Genomic DNA, 24,362 nt, shown 5'->3' with positions numbered 1-24,362 from the left:
CTGGCGATTTGCGTGAGCACCGAGTGTACCGCGCAAGGCCGTCGCCCCCCAACCGGAACCAGCCCCCGCCGCGCCTGCACAGGGTACGGTGCTGCAAACGTGCACCTGCTGCTTTACCATGTTGACTTCGAAACGAGTGTAATCCCATGCCGCATAGCTATATCAAGCGCATCCTCGATGCCCGCGTGTACGACGTGGCACGCCAGACTCCGATAGACGAGGCCGCACTGCTGTCTGCCCGCCTGGGCAACAGAGTCTGGCTAAAGCGCGAGGATCTGCAGCCCGTGTTCTCCTTCAAGCTGCGCGGGGCCTACAACAAGATGTACCGGCTGAGCGAGGCGCAGCGCAGCCGCGGCGTGGTGGCGGCATCGGCCGGCAACCATGCCCAGGGTCTGGCCATGGCTGCTCAGCGCATGGGCGTCAGGGCCGTTATCGTCATGCCCCGCACCACACCCCAGATCAAGGTGGATGCAGTGCGCGCGCGGGGCGCCAGGGTCGTTCTGCACGGCGACGCGTTTGACGAGGCCTCCACTTATGCGAAGAAGCTGGTCGCAGAACAGGGCATGACTTACGTCCACCCCTTCGACGACCCGGACGTGATTGCCGGTCAGGGCACCGTGGGGATGGAAATCGTACGCCAGCACCAGGCGCCGCTGGACGCCCTGTTTGTGCCGGTCGGGGGCGGTGGACTGCTCGCGGGCGTCGCGGCCTTTGTGCACTACGTGTGGCCGCAGACGAAAATCATTGGCGTCGAGCCGGCGGATGCCGCCTGCCTCAAGCTGGCCCTGCAGCGCGGTCGCCGTGATCGCCTGTCCGAGGTCGGTCTGTTTGCCGATGGCTGCGCCGTGGCGCAGATTGGCAAGGAGCCATTCCGGGTGATCCGCGAAATTGTCGACGAGGTCATCACCGTATCCACCGACGAGATGTGCGCGGCAATCAAGGATATTTTTGAAGATACCCGCGGTATCGCCGAGCCGGCCGGCGCACTGGCACTGGCCGGCCTGAAGAAATATGTCGAGGAGACTGGCGCCCGCAATGAGGAATTGCTGGCCATACTCAGCGGGGCGAACACCAACTTCGACCGCCTGCGCTACATTTCCGAACGCACGGAGATCGGCGAGCGGCGCGAGGCCATCATCAGCGTCACCATCCCGGAGAAACCCGGCAGCTTTCGTGCCTTCTGCAGCGCCCTCGGGAAGCGCAACATCACCGAGTTCAATTATCGCTACGCCACTGACCGTTTTGCCCGTGTCTTCGTCGGCCTGTCGGTGGCGCCGGGCGGCAACGACCTGCAGCAGGTACTGAATGACCTGAAGCGCGAGGGCTATGACGCCGAGGATCTCACCGACAACGAGATGGCCAAACTGCACATCCGCTACATGGTAGGCGGCCGCGCCCCGGAAAATATGGATCCTGAGCGGATTTATCGGGTGGAGTTTCCCGAGCGGCCCGGCGCGCTGCTCAAATTCCTCGCGGCTCTCGGCCAGCGCTGGAATATCTCGATGTTCCACTACCGCAATCACGGCGCGGCCTATGGGCGCATTCTTGTCGGGATTCAGGTACCGGCGGGGCAGAAGGGCGCCATGCGGGAGGTGCTCGATGGCATTGGTTATCCGTACTGGGATGAGTCGGCGAATCCGGCGTATCAGCTGTATCTGGGGAATGGGGCGGACTAGCTGCGGCTCCGAATCCGGCCTGCAGGACGGTCAGGGCTTTCCCGGACACGCCAGTTCGCCATCCGTGGCGGCTCGGGCGCGACCATCCGTGGCCGCGCACGGTCCGGGAAAGCCCTGACCGTCCGGCAGACCTGGCCGTGGTGTATGCTGCAGGATTGGCGGCTCCCACCACGGAGGCCGAGGGGCATTTCACGCCTGGAGACAGCATCGTGAGCCTTGACCTCCCGGATCGATGGCTCTACCGTAATACCAACAGGCTATCGATAGGCGCTACGGGATGGAAGTTACTGTCTCTCCCAAGTTTCAGATTGTCATTCCCAAGGAAATTCGCGACTCCATGGGCATTGTGTCAGGGCAGAAAGTCCAGATCATGGCCTATTGTGGCCGCATCGAAGTGATTCCCCTGAGACCCATGCAAGAGCTGCGAGGCCTGCTAAGGAATATCGATACCGGCGTCGCGAGAGACGACGATCGCGTGTGAACGTCGTCGATTCGTCAGCGTGGCTATCCTACTTTGCCGGCGATCAGCATGCGGGGGCATTCGCCGAGCCAATCGAAAACGTGCCCGAGCTGCTGGTGCCCAGCATCACCCTCGCCGAAGTCTTCAGGGCCGTCCTGCACCAGCTGGGAGAAGAGACTGCCCTCGTCGTCACAGCCCACATGAAGCAGGGAAAGGTGGTTTCCCTGGATTCCGACCTGGCAAGCGACGCGGCCCGGCTTGGCGCGCTTCACAAACTCCCGCTTGCAGACAGCATCGTATTCGCCACGGCGCAGAAATATGCCGCCGTCGTCTGGACCATGGACAAAGACTTCAAGGGACTCCCGAACGTGCGCTACCTGTCAAGAAAGAAAGCCAAATAGCGTCGTATTGCACCACCTGCAAACCCTGAAGATCTTCAGGGTTCTCTGTGCGCACCGATGTCAGGCCCGGGAGTCGGGCGCGGTGCGGCTGGACCGTGTGCGGCCACGGATGGCCGCACCCGAGCCGCCATGGATGGCGAACTGGCGTGTCCAGCCGCACCGCGCCCGACTCCCGGGCCGGAACAGTGCTCCGAACAAGAGCCCCTAAAGATCAAAAATCTTCCCCGGATTCAGAATCCCCGCCGGGTCAAACACCCGCTTGATCTGCCGCATGATCTCTATCTCCGCCGCCGACCGGGTATACAACAGGTAGTCCTTCTTGAGCAGCCCCACGCCGTGTTCCGCCGATACGCTGCCGCCATAGCGCTGCACGATCTCGAACACCCAGCGGCTGACCTCGCCGCAGCGTGCCTGGAACTCCGCCATGGGCAGAGCATCGGGCTTGAGGATATTCAGATGCACGTTGCCGTCGCCGATGTGACCGAACCAGATGATTTCGAAATCCGGATAGTTGGCGTTCACTACCGACTCAACCTCCTGGAGAAAAGCGGGTACGTCGGATACCCGCGTCGAGATATCGTTCTTGTAGGGCGTCCAGCGTGAAATGGTTTCGGAGATATCCTCGCGCAGGCGCCACAGCGCCCGGGCCTGCGCCACGCTCTGGCTGATACTGCCATCCAGCACCCAGCCGCCCTCGACGCCGGACTCGAACAGCGCCATGGCACGCTCGAGGGTTGCATCGTCGCCGCCAGCGAATTCCAGCAGCGCATAATAGGGGCAGGATGTCTCGAAAGGACGCTGCAGGCCCTGGTGTTCAATGACGCGGGCAAGGGCGTCCTCCGAAAAGAACTCGAAAGCGTGCAGCTGCAGCTCCCCGCGAAAGGCGTCGAGCACCCTCATGATCGATGGCATGTCCGGTGCACCCAGCACCATCACCGCCAAATCTCCCGGCGGCTCGCGCAGGCTGATGGTTGCCTCGACGATCAGGCCGAGCGTACCTTCCGAGCCAATCATCAGATGGCGCAGATCGTAGCCGGCGTTATTCTTGATCAGGCCACGGTTGAGATCCAGCAGTTCGCCGGTGCCGGTAACCACCTTCAGACCGGCCACCCAGTCGCGGGTCATGCCGTGGCGGATGACCTTGATGCCGCCCGCGTTGGTGGCGATATTGCCGCCAATCTGGCTGGACCCGCTGGAGGCGAAATCGACGGGATAAAACAGGCCCTGCTCCTCGGCGAAGGCCTGCAGCCGAGCGGTCACGACGCCAGCACCGCAGCGTACTGTTCGATCCACGGCTGAAAAATCGCCGATATGGTCCAGGCGATCAAGGGCCACCACCAGCTCACCCTGTGCCGCCACCGCGCCTGCAGACAGGCCGGTGCGCCCGCCGGAGGGAACAATAGCCAGGCCTGTATCGACGGCAAGTCGGACAATCGCCTGCACTTCCCCGATGCTGCCGGGCAGGACAGCAGCCACCGGTGCAGGCTCGATGGCACGCGTCCAGTCGCGTCCGTAATGCGCAAGGGTTTCTGCATCCCGGTGGACGTGCGCCGGACCGACAATGTCCTCCAGTGACTGCTGTAATGCATTGTCCAGCCGGTCCAAGGGCACCTCCTGTCTCTGTCCAATTCACAGCGGCTCGTATGCTACCATGCCGTCACGGAATTACCGCTGCATACGCCCGGCCGGGCGACGAGGTTCATCGAGACGTATGCCCAAGAACTCCCTGGACAAGAAAAAAATCCGCTTTCTGCTGCTCGAGGGCGTTCACCCGTCGGCGGTGGAGTCACTGCACAAAAGCGGCTATCAGGTGATTGAGCAGCATAAGCAGGCGCTGCCGCCGGAGGATCTGAAGGCAGCCCTCAAGGGTGTGCATTTTCTCGGCATTCGCTCGCGCACCCAACTCACCGACGATGTGCTCGAGCATGCCGACAAGCTCACTGCGGTGGGCTGTTTCTGCATCGGCACCAATCAGGTGGATCTGGACGCCGCAACCCGCCGCGGTATAGCGGTTTTCAACGCGCCGTTCTCCAATACCCGCAGCGTCGCCGAACTGGTCATCGCCGAGGCGATCCTGCTGCTGCGGGGCATACCGGCGAAAAATGCCGCGGCGCACCGGGGCGAGTGGCAGAAGACAGCACTGAATGCCTATGAAATCCGCGGCAAGCGGCTGGGAATCATCGGCTACGGGAACATCGGCACCCAGCTGGGCGTGATTGCGGAAGGCCTGGGCATGCAGGTGCAGTTCTACGACGTGGTGAACAAGCTGCCCATGGGTAACGCGAGGCAGGTTGCCAGCCTGTCACAGCTGCTCAGCAGCTCCGATGTCGTGACGCTGCACGTGCCCGAAACGGCCACCACACACCGCATGATCGGTGCGCAGCAGCTGGCGCAGATGCGGCCCGGTGCCATTCTGATGAATGCGTCGCGGGGCACGGTAGTCGACATCGACGCCCTCGCTGCCCGTCTGGAAGGGGGCTATCTGGCCGGTGCCGCCATTGACGTCTTCCCGGTAGAGCCGCGCTCGAATAATGACGAGTTCGTGTCACCGCTGCGTCGCTTTGACAACGTCATTCTCACGCCGCATATCGGCGGCAGCACGGTCGAGGCCCAGGTGAACATCGGCAGGGAGGTCGCCGAGAAGCTGGCGCTTTACAGCGATAACGGCACCACGACGTCGTCGGTAAACTTCCCGGAGGTGGCCCTGCCCGCCCACGAGGGCAGCCACCGCATTCTGCATATCCACCAGAACGTCCCGGGTGTGATGAGCGCCATCAACCGCGTGTTTTCCGAGATCAATCTCAACGTCAGTGCCCAGTTTCTGCAGACAAATGAACAGATCGGTTACGTGGTCATGGATGTGGACAGCGCCTCTTCCGATGTGGCCGTGGAAATGCTCAGCGCCATCGACACCACGATTCGCTGTCGGGTGCTGTACTGACTGCAGCCGCATCGGGCGCAGAGCTGACGCCGCAGGTCTTCGCCAGCGTGAAATCGTGACGCCCTGACCTCCCGACTGAACACAAAAAAAGCCCGGGCAGGATCACTCCGGCCCGGGCTCGTCGAAAGACCCGACGATCCGTTACATACGATAGTTGAGCGTCACTGAGAAGCGACGGCCCAGCGGATCGTAGGATGACGGGAAGACGTTACCCGAGTTGAAGGCCGTCGAACCGATGTTCGATCCCACGACCTTCGGCTCCTCGTTCATCATGTTGATGACCGCGGCAGTGAACTGCAGCTGATCCGTCACGCTTGCGCGCACCGAGAGATCAAAGTAGTGCTCAGGGCTGATTTCACGGAACTGCGGCAGGAACGCTGAGGCAACCTCGGGCTCCACTTCCATTTCATCAATGTAGCGCCACAGCAGGGACACATCCACCGGACGACCCGCCATGGACGTCGACAGGGTCGCGCGCTGGCTGATCATGTATTCCGGCTGCGGAGAGCCGCAGTTGATGCTGTAGAAGCCGACGCACTCGCGATTTACCGATGTCGGGCTGGCCTGGAAGGTGCTGGAGTTGGTCCAGTTACCGTTCAGGTTGTAGACCAGGGAACCGATGCCGAGCTCGTGCGAGTAATTCACCGTCAGGTCGATACCGTCCGTCTCCAGGATACCCTGGTTGCTGAGCACCAGCGGCAGGCCCGGCGTCGTGGAGACATCGCCGAACAGGTTGCCGGTAGCCGGGTTCCGGCGGATCGACGTACAGGCCGGATCGGACGCGGAGCTTCCATCGATAGCCAGATTGCCTGACTCGAAAGCGGGTCCGAAACAGCCGGCGAACACATCGCCCGCGGTCGGCGTGGTGATCGCGTCTTCTACCTTGATGCTGTAGTAGTCGATGGTCATGGACAGCTGGGGCAGCGCCTGCGGCTGGATGATCGCACCGATCGTGTAGGTATCCGCGGTCTCGGCGTTGAGATCCAGGTTGCCGCCTTCGGTCACGTTCACCTGACCGGCCGGGTCGACAATAATATTGCCGATGGTCGGTGCCGGAGCGCCCTGGGCCACGCAGACTGCTGTCAGGGCCGCATTGCCAACCGGCGTGTTACCCGCGCAGGGATCCGTGGAGAAGTTATCCAGACCGGTCACCGTAGGTGAGAACAGCTCATCGATGTTCGGTGCACGGGTGACACGCTGGGCGTTACCGCGGAACTGCACGCCGCTGACCGGTGTCCAGGTACCACCGATTTTCCAGGTGGATTCCTGCCCGGTGGTGGAATAATCCGACAGACGGCCACCCAGCTGAACCGTCAGCTCTTCAGCGAAGGGCTGATCCTGCAGGACGGGGACGTTGAGCTCAACAAACACCTCTGACACGTCGTAGTCACCGGTAACGTTCGGTGCTGCCGCGCCATTACCCAATACCTCGCCTGGCGTCTGCGTCAGGAGGTCATTGGAGAAACCAGCGCCGTAATCACGATACTCGCCACCCAGCACGAAGCTGACGGGGGCATCGACCGTTGGCAGGGACAGGCCGGTGTCGCCGTTGATAAAGGCCTGGAACTGCTCCAGCGAGGTGAAGGTATTTGACGTGTTACCCACGTCCAGGAACTCCTGCACCTGCGGCGTCAGCGAGCCCTCGGGACCGAACAGGTCGATCGGCACACAGCCGCCCGTGGGGTCCAGACAGGCATTCGGGTCCGTAGCCATCAGTGACTGGCGCAGGCGCGTACGCGTGCCGTTGCCGGACTGGCGACCCCGCAGATCGCTCTCGCCACAGGCGTAGAAGGCATCGTAGGAGATGCTGTCAGTCAGGTCGCCACGGGCGCCGATCTTGAACTGCCATACGCGGGTCTGACGCTGGTTGTCACGGGTACCGAATTCGACAAAGCGCCGACCGTAATCGATATCCACCGTCTGGAAGGCGGGATCGTTGGGGTCGGTGGCAAGTGCCGCCGCACCACAGGCGCCAGCGTCGATACCAGCGAAACCACAGATCTGGTCACGAATGCCAGCAGGCAGGAAGGGGTTGGACAGCGGCGTCTCCAGCACGTTGCGGAAGGTGCCAGAAGGCGCAATCCGTGTCGTGTTGGTGCTCTGCGTGAAGAATGCCTCAGAGTAAACCTCAACCTTGTCGTTCAGCTCATAGCGCGCGGAACCGAAAGTCCGATACTGCTCAAGCGGCAGCTGGAAGATGTTGAAAGGGTTGAAGTTGAACGGATCGTAAAAGGGCACCAGTGAGTTGCCATCGGGTGCAACCTGCAGTGTGCCGCTGTTGCTGCCGGGAACCGTAATAACGCTTGGAATGGTTGTCGACGAACCGCCAGCGTTGCCGGTTATCGACGACAGGTTTTCCTAACTGAAACTGCGGTCGCCCTGTGTGACAACAGCACGGTCGGTGTAGCCGACGCTCAGCACCGCATTACCTCGACCGTTATCGAAGTTGGCACCGGTAGTGAAATCCCAGCGCAGCGTCTCGCCGTCACCTTCCGCCGTCTGGTTGCCGGTAACACGGATATCGACGCCTTCGAAATCCTGACGGGTGACGAAGTTGATAACCCCCGCGATGGCGTCGGCACCGTAAGTGGAGCCAGCACCGCCGGTCAGAACGTCAGTGCGCTCAACCAGGGCAATCGGGATGATGTCGAGGTTGGTGCGACCCAGCAGATCCGCAGGAACCACGCGGGTACCGTTCAGCAGGGTGATGTTCCGGTTGGAACCCAGACCGCGCAGGTTGACGAAGGTGGAGCCGCCGTTACCGTTGTTTACCTGTGCGCCAATGCTGGGAACCACACCGGGAATCTCCCGCAGGAACTCCTCGGCGAAGTTGGCCTGGCGCAGTTCTACGGTTTCCGAGGAAATCGAGGCGACCGGGCTGGACTGGGTAAGGTTGGGATCGCTGATACGAGTACCGGTAACGAATACCTCCTCGATAATCTGCTGTGATTGCTGTGCGAGCGCGAGATTCGGTGCGGCGGCTGCGAACCCCACCGCTGCCGATACCGCCAGCGTAAGCTGGTGCTTCTTGAACTTGACCATGATAAACCCCTTGTTTCTTTCGTGTTGTCGGTAAGAGTTCGAGACCCTTCCCAGGCAATGTCTACTGCTGCAGTCTTTGCTGTGTGGGGCAAACGCTACACCAAAGGCCTGCCAGTGCCCGGCGCCTAGCACATCTTTGTGACATTTTTACTGAATATCAGGGGGTTATTGAGGGAACTGCATCAGGTCAAGCGGCATTTTTCACATGTCCGCTGTGCAGTGCTGCACACTTTGCAGCGACGGGGGAAGCCGGGAGTCACGCCTTGCGGTGGTCAGTGCTGACGCCCTGGAGCCAGGCGCCAGCGGGACTCACTGCACGTTAAGTACCGCTCAGTCGCAGCATTCGCTCACTATCGGACTCGCGATACGCCGACATTCCGACCGCTCGCGACATGCGTGAGGCGATGAAAGCCCAGGGAATTACTCTCGATGACCACATCGCGCTCGTCACCCCGGTAGCGAAAGCGTCCCGACAGGCGCTGACGCCAGACCTGGCCGTTGTCCAGATAGAACAGGGTCTTGCCACTCCAGCCTTCGAAGTCTCCGGTCACGGCAGCCTCGACGCGCGAATTCTGCATGGCTTCGCGCACGGTATCGCTGGTGCGCTTCAGGACATCGGCCTCACCCGCAGTGTAGCGCAGCAGCCAAGCATTCAGCGCGGCGCGCTCCTCGTCCGTCAGACGGTGAACGCCGCTCTCGCGCAGTTCCGTGTCGTTCATCAATTGTTCCACGCCGGGGAAGTCACCCTCGGCGGCGGCCATACCGGCCACGCCTCCCAGAAGCAGCGCTCCGACCCGCATCACAAGCGCTCTGGCTGATCGCCTGCCTTCCCTTTCCCGACAGCGTTCCTGCATGACCTTCTCCTCACTTGCCGATGTGAAAACCGACCCGATAGCGTTCAGCGACCTGTCAGCTGCTCAAGCTTGTCCCTGTAGGACTCGCGCTGCGGTGCCTCTGCAAGCGCCAGAGCGCGCTGCAGAGAGAGCCTCGCGGCGGACGCATTACCCAGCTCCAGTTCCGCCATCGCCAGCAGATCATGAAAACGACGATCGCCGCCGTGCCTGCGAATGGCGTCCGTAACATGCGCCTTTGCGGAACGCACATCGCCCGCAGCGTACGACTCCCTGGCCAGATGATACAGGTAGTAGGGATTCTTGCGTCGGAAGGTCCGCACCTGCTCTTCATACCAGGCCGCCAGCTCGGGGCGGTCATAGCGCACATAAAGTTTCGCCAGATTGCTCATCGCCACCGCTTCGCCATCGCGGCGCACGCCATTGCGCAGCGCCGCCTCGGCATGCGCAATGTGCCCCTCGCGTCGGAAGAGGGTGCCGAGATTGGTCCAGAAATGCCCCGTATCCGGCGCCAGCTCAATAGCCCGACGAAAATGCAGGAAAGAACGGCGCGGCTCCTCCCGTGTCATCCAGTAAACGCCCATGTTGCTGTGGTAGCGCGCCTCGGCGGCGATGTCCGGAAGGAGGCGACGTGGGTAGTTGTTGTCGTAATCCTCAAGGTTGAAATCGACGACCTGGCTGGCATTGCCAGGCAGGTCCACCAAGGCATTTACATGCAGGTTGTAGAGCCAGGTTGTCTCTTCGTCGGTCCAGCTCGGCGGCAGCATGACTTCCTGATAACGCACCCGCAGGCCCGCTTCCCGCGCCAGGGCAATGAACAGGTTGGTGAAGCTCATGCAGTTGCCGGCGCGGGCCGCAAAGGCCTCGGGGGCCGACAGGGTCTGCAGGTTCTCGTACTCCATGCGCAGGCCATCGTCGAGGATGCCGCGCAGGATGAGCTGGATTTTCTCGAGTGGTGTGGCCTCGGGGTCAACGCGCGATGCCAGAAAATCGTGCATCTCGCCATCGACTTCCAGCAGCTCCGGTACCGGTGGCTGCTCGCCATCCGCGATATCGAACACAGAACCGTCGAGCAGTGCCCGCGTTGACATTCCCCCGGAGAAAGCCGGCTCGGGCTGGGACGCACACCCCTGCAGGACCGCCAGTAGCACGGCCAGCAATAACGGCTGAATACCTCTTACTGTCAGCGGCATCGCTCTCCCTTGGCGCCTCATGATGGCCGTTATTCTAGCAGGATTGCCAGCTCTGACCGCTGGCCGACACGTGGTCTGGTCGCTATACTCCGCGGCCCCCGGGGCAGCCCCCGCAACATCGACACTTTCGGGACAGCCGTCATGGAAACCCTTTTCAGCGCCTTTATTACCCTGCTGCTGGTCATGGACCCGCTGGGCAACGTGCCGGTGTTTATTTCCGTGCTCAAGGACGTGGACCCGAAGCGCCGGCAATGGGTGCTGGCGCGGGAACTGCTGATCGCCCTCGTGGTGCTGCTAATTTTCCTGTTTGCGGGCAGCACCGCGCTGGAGATGATGGGCCTGCGTCAGGAGTCCATCAGCATCGCCGGGGCGATCATCCTCTTTCTTATCGCGCTGCGCATGATTTTCCCGTCGCCCTACGGACTGATGGGCGACACGCCGGACGGCGAACCCTTCATTGTACCCCTGGCAATTCCGCTGGTCGCCGGCCCCTCGTCACTGGCGATCGCCATGCTGCTGGTCAACACCAACCCCGGACGCATGTTCGAATGGACGGTGGCGCTGGTGGGTGCCTGGGCCGTATCCGCCGCGCTGCTGATGGCCTCACCTTTGCTACTGAAAGCGCTCGGTCACCGCGGACTGATTGCCGTGGAGAGACTGATGGGCATGATCCTGGTGATCATTGCCGTACAGATGTTTTTCGACGGCGTCAGTATTGTGCTGCACCTGCAGGCCGGCGGCTGATGCTACCGGCGGCAGGCGCCATGCTGTCCGTCAGTTGACCTTCGGATCCAGTTCGCCGGCGTCGTAGGCAAGCTGCATGGCTTCCAGACTGCGCACCTTGATCCTGTGAGCATTGCCGGCGCTGCCAAAGGCCTCGTAGCGCGCCACACAGATGGCCTTCATCGCCCGGGTACTCTCCGCGAGCCACTTGCGGGGATCGAACTCTGACGGGTTCTGGGCGAGGAAGCGTCGCACGGCGCCGGTTGAGGCGAGACGGAGGTCGGTATCCACGTTGATCTTGCGCACACCGTGACGGATGCCTTCCTGTATCTGCTCCACCGGCACACCGTAGGTTTCCGGAATGTCACCGCCAAACTCATTGATGATTTCCAGCCACTCCTGGGGCACCGAAGACGAGCCATGCATCACCAGGTGGGTATCGGGAATGCGCGCGTGGATCTCGCGGATACGGTCCATGGCGAGGATGTCACCCGTGGGCGGCCGGGTGAACTTGTACGCGCCGTGGCTGGTACCGCAGGCAATGGCCAGGGCATCCACGCCGGTGGCCTTGACGAAGGCAGCCGCTTCCTCGGGATCCGTGAGCATCTGGTCATGCGTCAGCGTTCCCGAGGCACCGATACCATCTTCCTCGCCGGCCTGGCCGCTTTCCAGTGATCCGAGACAACCCAGCTCGCCCTCCACGGATACGCCGCAGGCATGCGCCATCTCTACCGCGGTTCGCGTTACGCGGACATTGTAGTCGTAGTCCATGGGGGTCTTGCCGTCGTCGCCCAGAGAGCCATCCATCATCACCGAGCTGAAGCCGAGCTGGATGGAGCGCTGACACACGGCCGGGGAGACACCGTGGTCCTGGTGGACCACCACCGGGATATGCGGAAACTCCCGCATTGCGGCCTCCATCAGGGCACGCAGAAAGGGCGCGCCGGCGTATTTCCTCGCGCCGGCGCTGGCCTGCATGATCACCGGGGAACCCGTCTCATCCGCCGCCTCCATGATGGCGCGGGTCTGCTCGAGATTGTTGACGTTGAAGGCGGGCACACCGTAGCCATGTTCGGCGGCGTGATCGAGTAACTGGCGCAAACTGATCAGGGCCATGCTGGATTCCTCTGCGGGCTGTTAAGGTGCAATTGCGGATCCGCCTTCCCGGGCACGCTGCTCGAGAATGGCGACTGCCGGCAGTGTCTTGCCCTCGACATACTCGAGGAAGGCACCGCCGCCGGTGGATATGTAGGAGACCTTATCGGCGATGCCGAATTTGTCAATCGCCGCCAGTGTGTCACCCCCGCCTGCGAGTGAGAAGGCCTCGCTGTCGGCAATGGCGCGGGCCAGCGTTCCGGTGCCGGCGGAAAATGCCTCGAATTCGAAAACGCCCACGGGCCCATTCCAGAGGATGGTGCCGGCTTCCGCGATCAGGCGGGCGATAGCGTCGGCCGACTGCGGACCAATGTCCAGGATCATGTCCTCCGCGGTGACCTCATCGATGCCCTTCAGCCGGGCCTCGGCGTTCTCGTCAAAAACCGTGGCAGTGACCACGTCCACCGGCAGGGGAACATGCGTGCGCTGCGACAGTGCCTTCGCGGCATCCAGCAGGTCATGCTCACACAGGGACTTGCCCACCGGATGACCCGCCGCCGCCAGAAAGGTATTGGCAATGCCGCCACCGACTACCAGCTGATCACATTTTTCCGACAGCGCCTCGAGTACGGACAGCTTGGTGGAAACCTTCGAGCCGCCGACGATCGCCAGCATGGGTCGCCGCGGCTCTTTCAGTGCACGGGCCAGCGCCCCGAGCTCGCCGGCCAGCAGCGGGCCGGCGCAGGCGGTCTTCGCATGGCGGGCGACACCGTGGGTCGACGCCTGGGCGCGATGCGCCGTGCCGAAGGCATCCATGACAAAGATATCGCAGAGCCCGGCATAGGCTTTTGCCAATGCATCATCGTTGGCTTTTTCACCGGGGTTGAAACGCACGTTCTCCAGCAGCGCCACGGCGCCGCGTGCGAGCGTCACGCCGCTGCGCCAATCGTCGATCAGCGGCACGTCGCGCTCCAGCAGCGTCGACAGATGCTCGGCCACCGGCCGCAGTGACGCCGCCGGGTCGAACTCGCCTTCCACGGGACGCCCCAGATGCGACATCAGCAGCACGCTGGCCCCGGCATCCAAGGCGGCGCGTATCGTTGGCAGCGCGGCACGAATGCGCGCATCGCTCGTGACCCGCCCCTCCTTCACCGGGACATTCAGATCTTCGCGAATCAGCAGGGTCTTGCCGTCGAGGTCGAGATCCTGCATCAGGATGACAGTTTCGCTCATTGCCCGTTCTCCTCTAACGCGCACCAGTAATGCGCAACATCCAGCATGCGGTTGGCGTAGCCCCACTCATTATCGAACCAGGTCAGCACCTTTACCAGATGACCACCGCTGACGCGGGTCTGGCTGGCATCGACAATACTCGAGCGCGGATCGTGGTTGAAGTCACAGGACGCCAGCGGCTCCTCGGTATAGCCCAGCACGCCGGAGAAACCCGATGCCGCCGCGCTGTGCAGCAGGCGATTGACCGCGCGCTCGTCCGTAGCGCTGCGCACCTGCACGGTCAGGTCCAGCGCCGAGACGTTGAGGGTAGGCACACGCAGCGCCTGCGCCGTGAAGCGCCCGGCCAGGGCCGGCAGAATACGTTCAATACCGCGGGCCAGGCCCGTATCCACGGGAATGATGGACTGGGAAGACGCGCGTGTCTTGCGCAGGTCGGTGTGGTGATAGGCGTCCAGCACCGGCTGATCATTCATGGCGGAGTGAATGGTGGTGATGGTCCCCGCCTCGACGCCCAGGGCGTCATCCAGCGCGCGAATGACCGGGACGATGGCGTTGGTGGTACAGGACGCGTTGGATACCACGCGATGATCGCCGCGCAGCACATCGTGGTTGATACCGAACACCACCGTGGCGTCAACGTCGGCCTGGGCGGGCTGTGAGAAAAGCACCCGTCGCGCGCCCTGGGCCAGGTGTTTCTCCGCGGTTGCGCGATCGGTGAAGGACCCCGTGCACTCCAGCACCACGTCGATGTCATGGGAGGACCAGTCGATATCGTCGATATTGCCACGGCGCAGCAGGCTGATCGGCTCGCCGTCCACCGTGAAGCCGTCCGGAGCAGACTCCACCGGTGCCGGGAACCGCCCGTGCGTGGAGTCATAGCGCGTCAGGTGAATTGCCGTCGCGGCATCTGCCAGCTCATTCACCGCCACCACGCGCAGCGCGTCGCGCAGCGGGCTTTCCATGAGCGCACGCAGGACGCAGCGCCCGATGCGACCGTAACCGTTGATGGCGAGTCGGCGCACGGATCAGATCTGCTGACACACCTCATCGACGGCGGCCACCACGTTGTCCACGGTGAAGCCGAAGGCCTTCATCAACTCGCCAGCGGGCGCGGATTCACCGAAGGTGGTCATGCCGACGACCCGGCCATCCAGGCCGACAAACTTGTACCAGTAATCGGCATGCGCCGCTTCCACGGCAACACGGGCAAGCACGTTGCTCGGCAGTACGGTCTCGCGATAGGCCGCGTCCTGCCGCGCAAACACCTCGGCACTGGGCATGGAGACCACGCGCACCGCGCGACCACTCTGCGCCAGCTGCTGCGCCGCCTCCATGGCCAGCTGCACCTCCGACCCGGTGGCAATCAGGATGGCATCGGGCTCGCCCTCAGCGTCGTGCAGAACATAGGCACCGCGCGCTGCCGCAGTCACCTGCGACTCTGTGCGCTGCTGGTGCGCCAGGGACTGGCGCGAAAACACCAGGGCACTGGGGCCGTCGCGGCGCTCAATGGCCGCCTTCCAGGCAATCGCGGATTCCACGGCGTCACAGGGACGCCAGGTATCCAGGCCCGGCGTTGCGCGCAGGGTGGTCAGCTGCTCTACCGGCTGATGCGTGGGTCCATCCTCGCCCAGGCCGATCGAATCGTGGGTATAAACAAATATGCTGCGCTGCTTCATCAGGGCCGCCATGCGCACCGCATTGCGGGCATACTCCATGAAGATCAGGAAGGTCGCACCGTAGGGCACGAAACCGCCGTGCAGGGCAATGCCGTTCATCATGGCGGACATGCCGAACTCGCGCACGCCGTAGTACAGATAGTTGCCCGCCGCATCGTCAGCGGTGATCGCCTTGCTGCCTCCCCACAGCGTCAGGTTGGAACCGGCAAGATCCGCCGACCCACCGAGGAGCTCTGGCAGCAGTTCGCCGTAGGCATTCAGGCAGTTCTGGGATGCCTTGCGCGAAGCAATGCTGCTGCCCTCGCGCTGGCAGCGGGCGATATAGTCTGCCGCCTGCACCGAAAAATCCACCGGCAGATCACCGGCGAGGCGGCGCCTCAGCTCTGCCGCCAGGCCGGGATGCTCGCCGGCATAGGCCTCCATGGCACTTTTCCAGGCCTGTTCGCGTCGGGCGCCGGCCTCGCGGGCATCCCATCCGGCATAGATGTCATCCGGAATGGTGAACGGGGCATGCGACCAGCCCAGCGCCTCCCGGGTCGCTGCAATCTCATCGTCACCCAGCGGCGCCCCATGGCAGGACTCGCTGCCCTGCTTGTTCGGCGCGCCCTTGCCGATCACCGTTTTGCAGCACAGCAGGCTGGGCCGACCGGTCTCTGCACGCGCAGCGTCAATGGCCGCACGCACCGCTTCCGGGTCATGTCCGTCGACATCGGCAACCACATGCCAGTTGTAGGCGGCAAAGCGCGCCGGCGTGTCATCCGTGAACCAGCCGTCTACCTCGCCATCGATGGAAATGCCGTTATCGTCATAGAACGCGATCAGCTTGCCGAGGCCCAGCGTGCCGGCCAGCGAGGACGCCTCATGGGAAATGCCCTCCATCAGACAGCCATCGCCGAGGAATACGTAGGTATGATGGTCGATCACGTCATGGCCGTCGCGGTTGAACTGCGCCGCGAGCACCTTCTCCGCAATCGCCATCCCCACCGCGTTGGTCAGACCCTGCCCGAGAGGGCCGGTGGTCGTTTCCACGCCCGGGGCGTAGCCGTACTCCGGATGGCCCGGGGTCAGGCTGTGCAATTGGCGGAAATTGCGCAGTTCGCCCATGGGCAGATCGTAGCCGGTCAGATGAAGCAAGGAGTACACAAGCATGGAACCATGGCCATTCGACATGACGAAGCGATCGCGATTGGGCCACGCGGGATTGGCGGGGTTGTGCACGAGGTAATCATTCCAGAGGACCTCGGCAATGTCCGCCATCCCCATGGGTGCGCCGGGGTGGCCGCTCTTGGCCTGCTGAACAGCATCCATACTCAGTGCACGTATGGCGTTGGCGAGCTCGGTTCGGGACGACATGCATAACTCCTGATGCTGAGGCGGGGGCATCCACCTCTTTTTGAGAGGCGCGTATTCTCGCGTAAGGGAAGCCTCACGGCAAACAGGGTTTTATATATCAAATTATTTTGATATATCTCAGAACGCTGCTAGACTGCGCGCCATGACTTTACTGCAGGCCATTCAGCCCCCCTTGCACGACGCGGCTCCAGCGGACATCAGCCACGCACTCGCCGGCCTGTGCAAGGCCTGCGCCGATCCGCTAAGGCTGAATATTCTGCGCGCCCTGCACAACGATTCGCTCGGTGTTTCCGAACTCTGCGCCCTGTTCGATATGCGCCAGCCGGCGCTGAGTCACCACCTGAAAGTGCTTGCAAACGCGGGCCTCGTTGCTACGCGACGCGAAGGCACAACCATTTTCTACCGCCGCAGCGAGCCACTGGTCGCTCAGGCCGGGGCATCGCTCGTTCACGCCCTGCTCACAGAACTGGACAATGAACCGGTACCACCCGCCATGCGAAGCGGCCTGGAAACATTGCAGCGGGTGCGTGAAGAAAATTCACGGCACTTTTTCCGCAACAATGCGCACAAATTCCGCGAGCAGCAGGATCTGATCGCCAGCTATGAGCAGTACGCCGACACCGTCGCGGGTCTGCTGACGCAGGCACCGCTGCCAAACCAGGCGGTAGCGCTAGAGGTCGGTCCGGGAGATGGACGCTTTCTCGGCGTGCTCGGCGCCCGCTTCGATCGCGTGATTGCGCTGGACAATGCCCGCGAGATGCTGGACACGAGCCGACGCTTCGCAGAGCAGCACGCACTGGACAACATCGAATTCGTTCTCGGCGACACCGCCAGCTCCGCCATCGCCGGCCTGCGGGCCGACTGCGTTGTCATCAACATGGTGCTGCACCACACACCCAGACCTGCGGACACCCTGGCGGAAGCGGCAGACTGCCTGGCCCGGGATGGCGTCCTGGTGGTTACAGACCTCTGCCGGCATGACCAGGGCTGGGCACGGGAAAACTGCGGCGACCTGTGGCTTGGCTTTGAGCCGGAACAACTGACCGCCTGGGCGGAAGACGCCGGTCTCGCAGACCTGACCAGCACCTTTCTCGCCCAGCGAAATGGCTTTCAGATCCAGGTGCGCCTGTTCGGCCACCGACACACCTAGGAAACTATCCATGAGCGATTACAGTATCTTCACCTCCGAATCCGTGTCCGAGGGACACCCGGACAAGATGGCCGACCAGATTTCCGATGCCGTCCTCGACGCCATTCTCAAGGATGACAGGGACGCCCGGGTCGCCGTGGAGACCCTGGTCAAGACCGGCATGGTCATCATTGCGGGAGAAGTGACTACCAACACCTACGTCGACCTCGAGGACGTAGTGCGTGAAGTGGTGAAGGATATCGGCTATACCAGCTCCGACGTGGGCTTCGACGGTGCCTCATGTGCCGTTCTCAACGCCATCGGCAAGCAGTCCCGCGACATTGCCCAGGGCGTCGACGAGGGCGAGAACAAGGAGCAGGGTGCCGGTGACCAGGGTCTGATGTTCGGCTATGCCACCAACGAGACAGACGTGTTGATGCCGGCACCCATCTATTACGCCCACCGGCTGGTGGAGCGACAGGCCGCCTTGCGCAAGAACGGCGATCTGCCGTGGCTGCGCCCGGACGCGAAAAGCCAGGTGACGCTGCGTTACGACAACGGCCGACCCGTGGCCATTGATGCCGTGGTGCTGTCCACCCAGCACGATGCGGACATCTCCCAGGCAGATATTCGCGAGGCCGTGATGGAGCAGGTCATTCGCGACGTGTTGCCGGCCGAGTGGCTGCACGCGGATACCCGCTACCACATCAACCCTACCGGCCAGTTCATCATCGGCGGCCCGGTGGGTGACTGCGGCCTCACCGGCCGCAAGATCATCGTCGACACCTATGGCGGCATGGCCCGCCACGGCGGCGGCGCCTTCTCCGGCAAGGACCCGTCCAAGGTGGACCGCTCCGCGGCCTATGCCGGCCGCTATGTGGCCAAAAACATCGTCGCAGCCGGCCTTGCCGACCGCTGCGAGATCCAGGTGTCCTATGCCATCGGCGTGGCCGAGCCGACGTCGATCTCGATCAATACCTTCGGCACGGGCAAGCGCAGCGACGCGGAAATTGCCGCGCTGGTGCGCGAGCATTTCGACCTTCGGCCCAAGGGGCTGATCGAGATGCTGGACCTGAAGCGGCCGATCTATCGGAAGACGGCCGCATATGGGCACTTTGGGCGGGAGGATGCTGACTTTACCTGGGAGCGCACAGACAAGGCTGACTTGCTCAGGGCTGGCTGACGTTTGATGCCATTGTCGGTTGGTGCCATCGATCCGGCCCGGCTGTCGCTGTCGCCCTTCCCGGACACGCCAGTTCGCCATCCATGGCGGCTCGGGCGCGGCCATCCATGGCCGCGCACGGTCCGGGAAGGGCGACAGCGACAGCCGGGCCTGACGGGGGTTCAAGCGGCCGGCGCAGAGGCGGCAGTAGAAAGTTGTGGCAGCCAGACGTCGAAGCATGTGCAGCGTCAGAAAATGGGCATGAGGAATTCAGCACCATGCACGGACGTAAGCTCGCGATTCGCCGGACAAGCGATACCGGATAGGGAGCAGCAGCCAAGGAGTGGCACAGGATCGAGGCCGCTGGGGTGGCGGTGGGGCTGGCGCGACCATGCGAGCCATGGATGGCGAGCCTGAGCCCCCACGGATGGGTTCACGGCGTGTCGCGCCAGCCTCACCGCCGCCCCAGCGGCCGGTGCCAGCGCTCCAACGAAAACAGACACTAGTAACGAACCGAACACCAACGACAGACTGGAGAACAGACATGACCACAGCGGAAAAGATCGACATTGCACAGGACTACAAGGTCGCTGACATCAACCTCGCCGGATGGGGCCGAATGGAGCTGCAGGTCGCCGAGAGCGAGATGCCGGCACTGATGTCCCTGCGCGAAAAGTATCGCGGCAAGAAGCCCCTCGACGGTGCGCGGATTCTCGGCTGCATTCACATGACCATCCAGACCGGCGTGCTTATCGAGACGCTGGTCGAGCTGGGCGCAGAAGTGCGCTGGTCATCCTGCAATATCTTTTCCACGCAGGACCACGCAGCGGCGGCCGTTGCGGCGGCGGGCGTTCCCGTTTTCGCCTGGAAGGGCGAGACCGAGGAAGAGTACGAGTGGTGCATCGAGCAGACCATCCTCAAGGACGGCGAGCCGTGGGATGCCAACATGGTGCTGGATGACGGCGGCGACCTGACGGCCATGCTGCACGAGAAGTACCCGCAGATGCTGGATCGCATCCACGGCATCACCGAGGAGACCACCACCGGTGTGCACCGCCTGTATGAAATGCTTGAGGCGGGCACGCTGAAGGTGCCGGCAATCAATGTCAACGACTCGGTGACCAAGTCCAAGAACGACAACAAGTACGGCTGCCGCCACAGCCTGAACGACGCTATCAAGCGCGCCACCGACCATCTGCTGTCGGGCAAGAAGGCCCTGGTCATCGGCTACGGCGACGTCGGCAAGGGCTCGGCCCAGTCGCTGCGCCAGGAAGGCATGATCGTGCGCGTCACCGAGGTCGACCCCATCTGCGCGATGCAGGCCTGCATGGACGGCTACGAGGTTGTCTCGCCCTTCATCGATGGCATCAACGACGGTACCGACGCCTGTATCAACCGAGACGTGCTCGGCAATATCGACCTGCTGGTGACCAGCACCGGCAACTACGACGTCTGCGACGAGCGCATGCTGCGCGCGCTGAAGTCCACCGCGCTGGTGTGCAACATCGGCCACTTCGACAACGAGATCGATACCGCCTACATGCGCCGTACCTGGGAGTGGGAGGAGATCAAGCCACAGGTACATCGCATCTGGCGCGACCGTGCCGCCAATGATTACCTGCTGCTCCTTTCCGAAGGCCGACTGGTGAATCTTGGCAATGCCACGGGTCACCCCTCGCGCATCATGGATGGCTCATTCGCCAACCAGGTTCTGGCACAGGTCTATCTGTACGAGCGTCGGTTCGCAGACCTCGAGGACGACCTCAAGTCGGCCGCATTGAAGGTAGAGGTCCTGCCGAAGAAGCTCGACGAGGAAGTCGCGGCGCACATGGTCGCGGGCTTTGGCGGCGTTCTGACGCGTCTCACCCCTGAGCAGGCGAAGTACATTCACGTTGCCGTGGACGGCCCGTTCAAGACCGAGAGCTACAAGTACTAGGAGCGCCTCATGGCAAGCAGCAGCCCGATCAGCTTTGAGTTCTTTCCGCCGAAAACCGAGGAGGGTCGCGAGCGGCTGCTTGAGAAAACCACACCCCGGCTGCAGGCGCTGCAGCCGGAATATTTCTCTGTCACCTATGGTGCCGGCGGCTCGACCCGTGACAACACGCTGGATGTCGTCACGGCGCTGACCAAAGGCGGCTACAGCGTGGCGCCGCACCTCAGTTTTGGTACGGATGACAACGACGCCATCACGGCCCTGCTGGACCACTATCGCGATCTCGGCGTGAAGCGGGTTGTCGCCCTGCGCGGTGACATGCCTTCAGGCGTCGGTGGTGGACGGCTGGTGTACGCCAGCGAACTGGTGTCATTCATCCGCAAGCACAGCGGTGACCACTTCCACATCGAGGTGGCCGCCTATCCCGAGATCCACCCTCAGGCAGAGAGCTACGACAAGGATATAGAACACCTCAAGCACAAGCTGGATGCGGGCGCCGACAGCGCCATCACCCAGTACTTCTACAACGTGGAGTCGTATTTCTACTTTCTCGACCGCTGCGCCGCCATCGGTATTGACAAGCCGATCGTCGCCGGCATCATGCCGATCACGAATTATGAAAACCTCGCGCGTTTCTCACGCAACTGTGGCGCTGACATTCCGCGCTGGATCAGCAAGCGTCTCGAAGGCTTTGCCGGCTGTAAGGAAAGCGTCACCAGCTTCGGTATCGAGGTGGTAACACAGCTTTGCCAGACCCTGCTCGATAACGGTGCGCCGGGCATCCATTTCTACAGCATGAACCAGGTCGAGCCGACCCGACAGATCTGCAGAAACCTGGGCCTCTAGGCGAGGCGCCGGCACACGCCATGGAGCGTCCCCGTTTCTTCACCCGCCAGGTCCTGGCCGAGGGCAGCGAGATTGAGCTGGAGGCCGAGCCTGCCCGGCACATTGCCCGCACCCTGCGCATGCAGCCCGGCGACAGGCTGGTGCTCTTCGACGGCAGCGGCGACGAGTACCCCGGCGAGCTGGTGACAGCCGACAAGCGTCACGTCACCCTGCGCTGTGGACCGGCCAGGACCATTGATCGCGAATCCCCCCTCGCCGTGGAGCTCGGCATCGCCATCTCCCGTGGCGACCGGGTGGACTGGGTGGTGCAGAAGGCCACGGAACTCGGCGTCGCGCGCATCGCCCCCCTGCTGACGACCCGTGGCCTCAACCTGCCTGCGGACCGGCGCGAGAAAAAGCGCGGGCACTGGCAGCGCATTGCCGAGAGCGCCTGCGAGCAGTGCGGACGCAATTGCGTCCCGGAGATCGGCTTTCCACAGCCGCTGGACAGCTGGCTGGACACCGTCGACGCCCCGCTGCGCCTCATTCTCGACCCCCGCGCAAAGCCAGGCGACCTGCCGGCCCAGGTGGGCACCATCGCCCTTCTCTGCGGACCGGAAGGTGGGCTGGAAGACGAGGAAGTCAAGCGCGCCCGGGCCGCGGGCTTCGGCACTCTGCAGCTGGGGCCGCGCATTCTGCGCACGGAAACGGCACCGCTGGCGGCGCTGGCGGTTCTGCAGGCAAGGTGGGGAGATCTGCGGTTCTAATGCGCCCTGCGTCTCTTGCGCCCGAACGCTGCAGCACGTAGCTTATCGACAACTCACAACGGCAGGCCCCCGCATGACAATCCGCATAGGCGTGGTGATGGACCCTATCGCCGATATCACCTACAAAAAAGACAGCACCCTGGCTATGCTCTGGGCGGTCCAGGATCGGGACTGGGAGCTCTGGTATATGGAGCCTCGGCACCTGTCGCTGGTGCAGGGCGTTCCACGGGCCTTCATGACGCCACTGGAGGTGCACCGGGACTCGCATCACTGGTTCGACCTCGGCACGGGCGAGGACCGCAATCTCGCCGACCTGGACGTGATCCTCATGCGCCGGGACCCGCCCTTCGACAACGAGTATGTCTACAATACCTACATCCTCGAAGCCGCGGAGCGCCTTGGCACACTGGTGGTGAACCGCTGTCAGTCCCTGCGCGACTGCAACGAGAAGATGTTCGCCAACCAGTTCCCCCAGTGCTGCCCCCCTGTGCTGGTAAGCGGCGACATGGCGCGGCTGCGGACCTTCTACCACGAGCACGACGACGTCATCTACAAACCCCTGGACGGCATGGGCGGCGCCTCGATCTTCCGTGTCAGGCCGGGTGATCCCAACCTCTCGGTGATTCTGGAAACGCTCACCGAGCACGGGTCGCGCACTATCATGGCCCAGCGCTATATCCCCGAGATCAGTGAGGGCGACAAGCGCATCCTCATGATCAAGGGCGAGCCCGTGCCCTGGTGCCTGGCCCGGCTGCCATCCCAGGGCGAGACCCGCGGCAATCTCGCCGCGGGGGGCACCGGTCGGGCACAGCCGCTGACCGACCGCGACCGCTGGATTGCCGCACAGGTAGCCCCGACGCTGGTAGAAAAGGGGCTGCTCTTCGTGGGCCTGGACGTCATCGGTGACTACCTCACCGAGATCAACGTGACCAGCCCCACCTGCATTCGCGAGCTCGACAGCGCCCAGGACCTCAACATCGGCAGCCAGCTCATGGATTGCCTGGAAGAGGAGCTGCGGGAGAGAGGCCGCTGCTGAGGATGCCCGCACCGTCTGCAGCGGACGCCACCCGCGACCGCCTCGGGCTGGCACTGCTGGCCGCGGCCGCACTGCACGCACTGATCATCTTCGGCATCACCTTCCAGTCGCTGGCCACAAGCGAGGCGGGCACGGTGATGGAAGTCACGCTGGTGCAGGCGGTGTCGAGCCGGCCCATCGAGGCAACTCACATCGCGCAGGAGGATCAGCAGGCCTCAGGCAACCAGGGCGAACGCGAACAGGCGCCGCGAGCCGCCCCGTCGCTGGCGCCAGACCTTCCCGCGCCACAGGACCAGCAGGCGGCATCGGCGGGCTCCGCGCAGCAGGCGACGGCGCCGCAGATGCTGAGCGCATCGCGTAACAGCCGCTATCGCGCAGAACAGTCAGACAATGCGCGGGGCGAGGCAGCACCCTCGCCATCCGAGGATCGCCTGCAGCAACTGCAGGAACGGCTGGCAGCCCTTGAAGCCTCCCTGCATAATCGCGATGAGGCCTCATCCCGGGCGCCGCGGGTGCGCCGCTTGACCTCGGTTGCCGCGCAGAGCGCCGCCGATGCGGCCTACCTCCAGGACTGGCGCCGTCGCCTGGAGGCGGTGGGAAACACCTATTATCCGGAAGCCTCCGTGCGTTACGGCATGTACGGAAGTCTGCGTCTGCTGGTGGTGATTCGCAGTGATGGCAGCCTTGAGGATGTGAAGCTGCTCGCGTCCTCCGGCTACGCCGTCCTCGACGAGGCCGCGATCCGCATCGTCCGTATGGCGGCGCCCTACGCACCGTTTCCGCCCGAGCTTGCGGCCACGGCAGACAAGCTGGAGATCCTGCGGACGTGGAAATTCGAGCGAAACGCGCTAAGCTCAGGTTAAGCC

The 24,362-nt window shown here is 63.1% G+C and carries 21 protein-coding genes; 12 read left to right on the top strand and 9 right to left on the bottom strand.

Going from position 1 to position 24,362, the window contains the following annotated elements:
* Window positions 1-146: 146 nt before the first annotated feature.
* The 3 genes from ilvA (at window position 147) to EV688_RS11145 (ending at window position 2,537) form a co-directional block, all read left to right on the top strand.
* Complete coding sequence (gene ilvA / locus EV688_RS11155; RefSeq protein WP_117318302.1) at window positions 147-1,676, top strand: threonine ammonia-lyase, biosynthetic; 1,530 nt, start codon at window positions 147-149, stop codon at window positions 1,674-1,676.
* A 277-nt stretch (window positions 1,677-1,953) separates the two neighbouring features.
* The gene (locus EV688_RS11150) at window positions 1,954-2,157 is read left to right on the top strand and encodes an AbrB/MazE/SpoVT family DNA-binding domain-containing protein (protein WP_117318304.1); all 204 of its coding nucleotides are present in this window, start codon (window positions 1,954-1,956) and stop codon (window positions 2,155-2,157) included.
* On the top strand, window positions 2,154-2,537 hold the full coding sequence (locus tag EV688_RS11145; protein WP_117318305.1) for a type II toxin-antitoxin system VapC family toxin: 384 nt from the start codon (window positions 2,154-2,156) through the stop codon (window positions 2,535-2,537). The genes EV688_RS11150 and EV688_RS11145 overlap by 4 nt, the downstream gene beginning before the upstream one ends.
* A gap of 204 nt (window positions 2,538-2,741) precedes the next feature.
* On the opposite strand, the gene EV688_RS11140 is transcribed toward EV688_RS11145, so the two are convergent.
* Window positions 2,742-4,142: an FAD-binding oxidoreductase gene (locus EV688_RS11140; protein ID WP_207895406.1), complete on the bottom strand. Its 1,401-nt coding sequence runs from the start codon at window positions 4,140-4,142 to the stop codon at window positions 2,742-2,744.
* Window positions 4,143-4,248: 106 nt separating this feature from the next.
* On the opposite strand from EV688_RS11140, the gene serA reads away from it, so the two are divergent.
* Entirely contained in the window at window positions 4,249-5,478 is a 1,230-nt protein-coding gene (serA, locus tag EV688_RS11135) for a phosphoglycerate dehydrogenase (RefSeq protein ID WP_117318319.1), read from the top strand.
* A 141-nt stretch (window positions 5,479-5,619) separates the two neighbouring features.
* On the opposite strand, the gene EV688_RS11130 is transcribed toward serA, so the two are convergent.
* The 4 genes from EV688_RS11130 to EV688_RS11120 form a co-directional block, all read right to left on the bottom strand.
* Window positions 5,620-7,716, bottom strand: a complete 2,097-nt coding sequence (locus EV688_RS11130) for a TonB-dependent receptor domain-containing protein (RefSeq protein WP_205686654.1) — start codon at window positions 7,714-7,716, stop codon at window positions 5,620-5,622.
* Between the two features lie 120 nt (window positions 7,717-7,836).
* The gene (locus EV688_RS17580; protein WP_205686655.1) at window positions 7,837-8,520 is read right to left on the bottom strand and encodes a TonB-dependent receptor plug domain-containing protein; all 684 of its coding nucleotides are present in this window, start codon (window positions 8,518-8,520) and stop codon (window positions 7,837-7,839) included.
* Window positions 8,521-8,870: 350 nt separating this feature from the next.
* Window positions 8,871-9,374: a hypothetical protein gene (locus EV688_RS11125; RefSeq protein WP_117318321.1), complete on the bottom strand. Its 504-nt coding sequence runs from the start codon at window positions 9,372-9,374 to the stop codon at window positions 8,871-8,873.
* Window positions 9,375-9,418: 44 nt separating this feature from the next.
* The gene (locus tag EV688_RS11120) at window positions 9,419-10,564 is read right to left on the bottom strand and encodes a transglutaminase domain-containing protein (protein ID WP_162883926.1); all 1,146 of its coding nucleotides are present in this window, start codon (window positions 10,562-10,564) and stop codon (window positions 9,419-9,421) included.
* 141 nt (window positions 10,565-10,705) lie between these two features.
* Between EV688_RS11120 and EV688_RS11115 the strand changes: the two genes are divergently transcribed.
* A complete protein-coding gene (locus tag EV688_RS11115; protein ID WP_117318325.1) occupies window positions 10,706-11,308 on the top strand; it encodes a YhgN family NAAT transporter in 603 nt (200 codons plus the stop codon).
* A gap of 30 nt (window positions 11,309-11,338) precedes the next feature.
* Here the strand turns inward: EV688_RS11115 and fba are convergent, their stop codons facing one another.
* From fba to tkt, 4 genes are read right to left on the bottom strand one after another with little or no spacing between them, the layout of a single operon-like run.
* Window positions 11,339-12,403: a class II fructose-bisphosphate aldolase gene (fba, locus tag EV688_RS11110; protein ID WP_117318327.1), complete on the bottom strand. Its 1,065-nt coding sequence runs from the start codon at window positions 12,401-12,403 to the stop codon at window positions 11,339-11,341.
* A 21-nt stretch (window positions 12,404-12,424) separates the two neighbouring features.
* Window positions 12,425-13,615 carry a phosphoglycerate kinase gene (locus tag EV688_RS11105; RefSeq protein ID WP_117318329.1) on the bottom strand — a complete coding sequence of 397 codons (1,191 nt, stop codon included), beginning with the start codon at window positions 13,613-13,615 and terminating at the stop codon, window positions 12,425-12,427.
* Complete coding sequence (locus EV688_RS11100) at window positions 13,612-14,637, bottom strand: type I glyceraldehyde-3-phosphate dehydrogenase (RefSeq protein ID WP_117318331.1); 1,026 nt, start codon at window positions 14,635-14,637, stop codon at window positions 13,612-13,614. The genes EV688_RS11105 and EV688_RS11100 overlap by 4 nt, the downstream gene beginning before the upstream one ends.
* Before the next feature lie 3 nt (window positions 14,638-14,640).
* A complete protein-coding gene (gene tkt / locus EV688_RS11095; RefSeq protein ID WP_117318333.1) occupies window positions 14,641-16,644 on the bottom strand; it encodes a transketolase in 2,004 nt (667 codons plus the stop codon).
* A gap of 142 nt (window positions 16,645-16,786) precedes the next feature.
* Between tkt and EV688_RS11090 the strand changes: the two genes are divergently transcribed.
* The 7 genes from EV688_RS11090 (at window position 16,787) to EV688_RS11060 (ending at window position 24,359) form a co-directional block, all read left to right on the top strand.
* Window positions 16,787-17,794: an ArsR/SmtB family transcription factor gene (locus EV688_RS11090; RefSeq protein WP_117318335.1), complete on the top strand. Its 1,008-nt coding sequence runs from the start codon at window positions 16,787-16,789 to the stop codon at window positions 17,792-17,794.
* Window positions 17,795-17,804: 10 nt separating this feature from the next.
* Window positions 17,805-18,956, top strand: a complete 1,152-nt coding sequence (gene metK / locus EV688_RS11085) for a methionine adenosyltransferase (RefSeq protein WP_117318337.1) — start codon at window positions 17,805-17,807, stop codon at window positions 18,954-18,956.
* Window positions 18,957-19,479: 523 nt separating this feature from the next.
* Window positions 19,480-20,871, top strand: a complete 1,392-nt coding sequence (gene ahcY, locus EV688_RS11080) for an adenosylhomocysteinase (RefSeq protein ID WP_117318339.1) — start codon at window positions 19,480-19,482, stop codon at window positions 20,869-20,871.
* Between the two features lie 9 nt (window positions 20,872-20,880).
* Window positions 20,881-21,714, top strand: a complete 834-nt coding sequence (gene metF / locus EV688_RS11075) for a methylenetetrahydrofolate reductase [NAD(P)H] (RefSeq protein WP_117318341.1) — start codon at window positions 20,881-20,883, stop codon at window positions 21,712-21,714.
* A gap of 20 nt (window positions 21,715-21,734) precedes the next feature.
* Window positions 21,735-22,460, top strand: coding sequence for a 16S rRNA (uracil(1498)-N(3))-methyltransferase (locus tag EV688_RS11070; protein ID WP_117318343.1), 726 nt, complete (start codon window positions 21,735-21,737; stop codon window positions 22,458-22,460).
* 73 nt (window positions 22,461-22,533) lie between these two features.
* A complete protein-coding gene (gene gshB / locus EV688_RS11065) occupies window positions 22,534-23,496 on the top strand; it encodes a glutathione synthase (RefSeq protein WP_117318345.1) in 963 nt (320 codons plus the stop codon).
* 2 nt (window positions 23,497-23,498) lie between these two features.
* Window positions 23,499-24,359: an energy transducer TonB gene (locus EV688_RS11060; RefSeq protein WP_117318347.1), complete on the top strand. Its 861-nt coding sequence runs from the start codon at window positions 23,499-23,501 to the stop codon at window positions 24,357-24,359.
* Window positions 24,360-24,362 lie beyond the last annotated feature (3 nt).

The organism is Chromatocurvus halotolerans, assembly GCF_004340525.1.
Classification (GTDB): Bacteria; Pseudomonadota; Gammaproteobacteria; order Pseudomonadales; family Halieaceae; genus Chromatocurvus; species Chromatocurvus halotolerans.
Note: the sequence above shows the minus strand (reverse complement) of the source record. Positions and strands in the feature narration are given on the sequence as shown.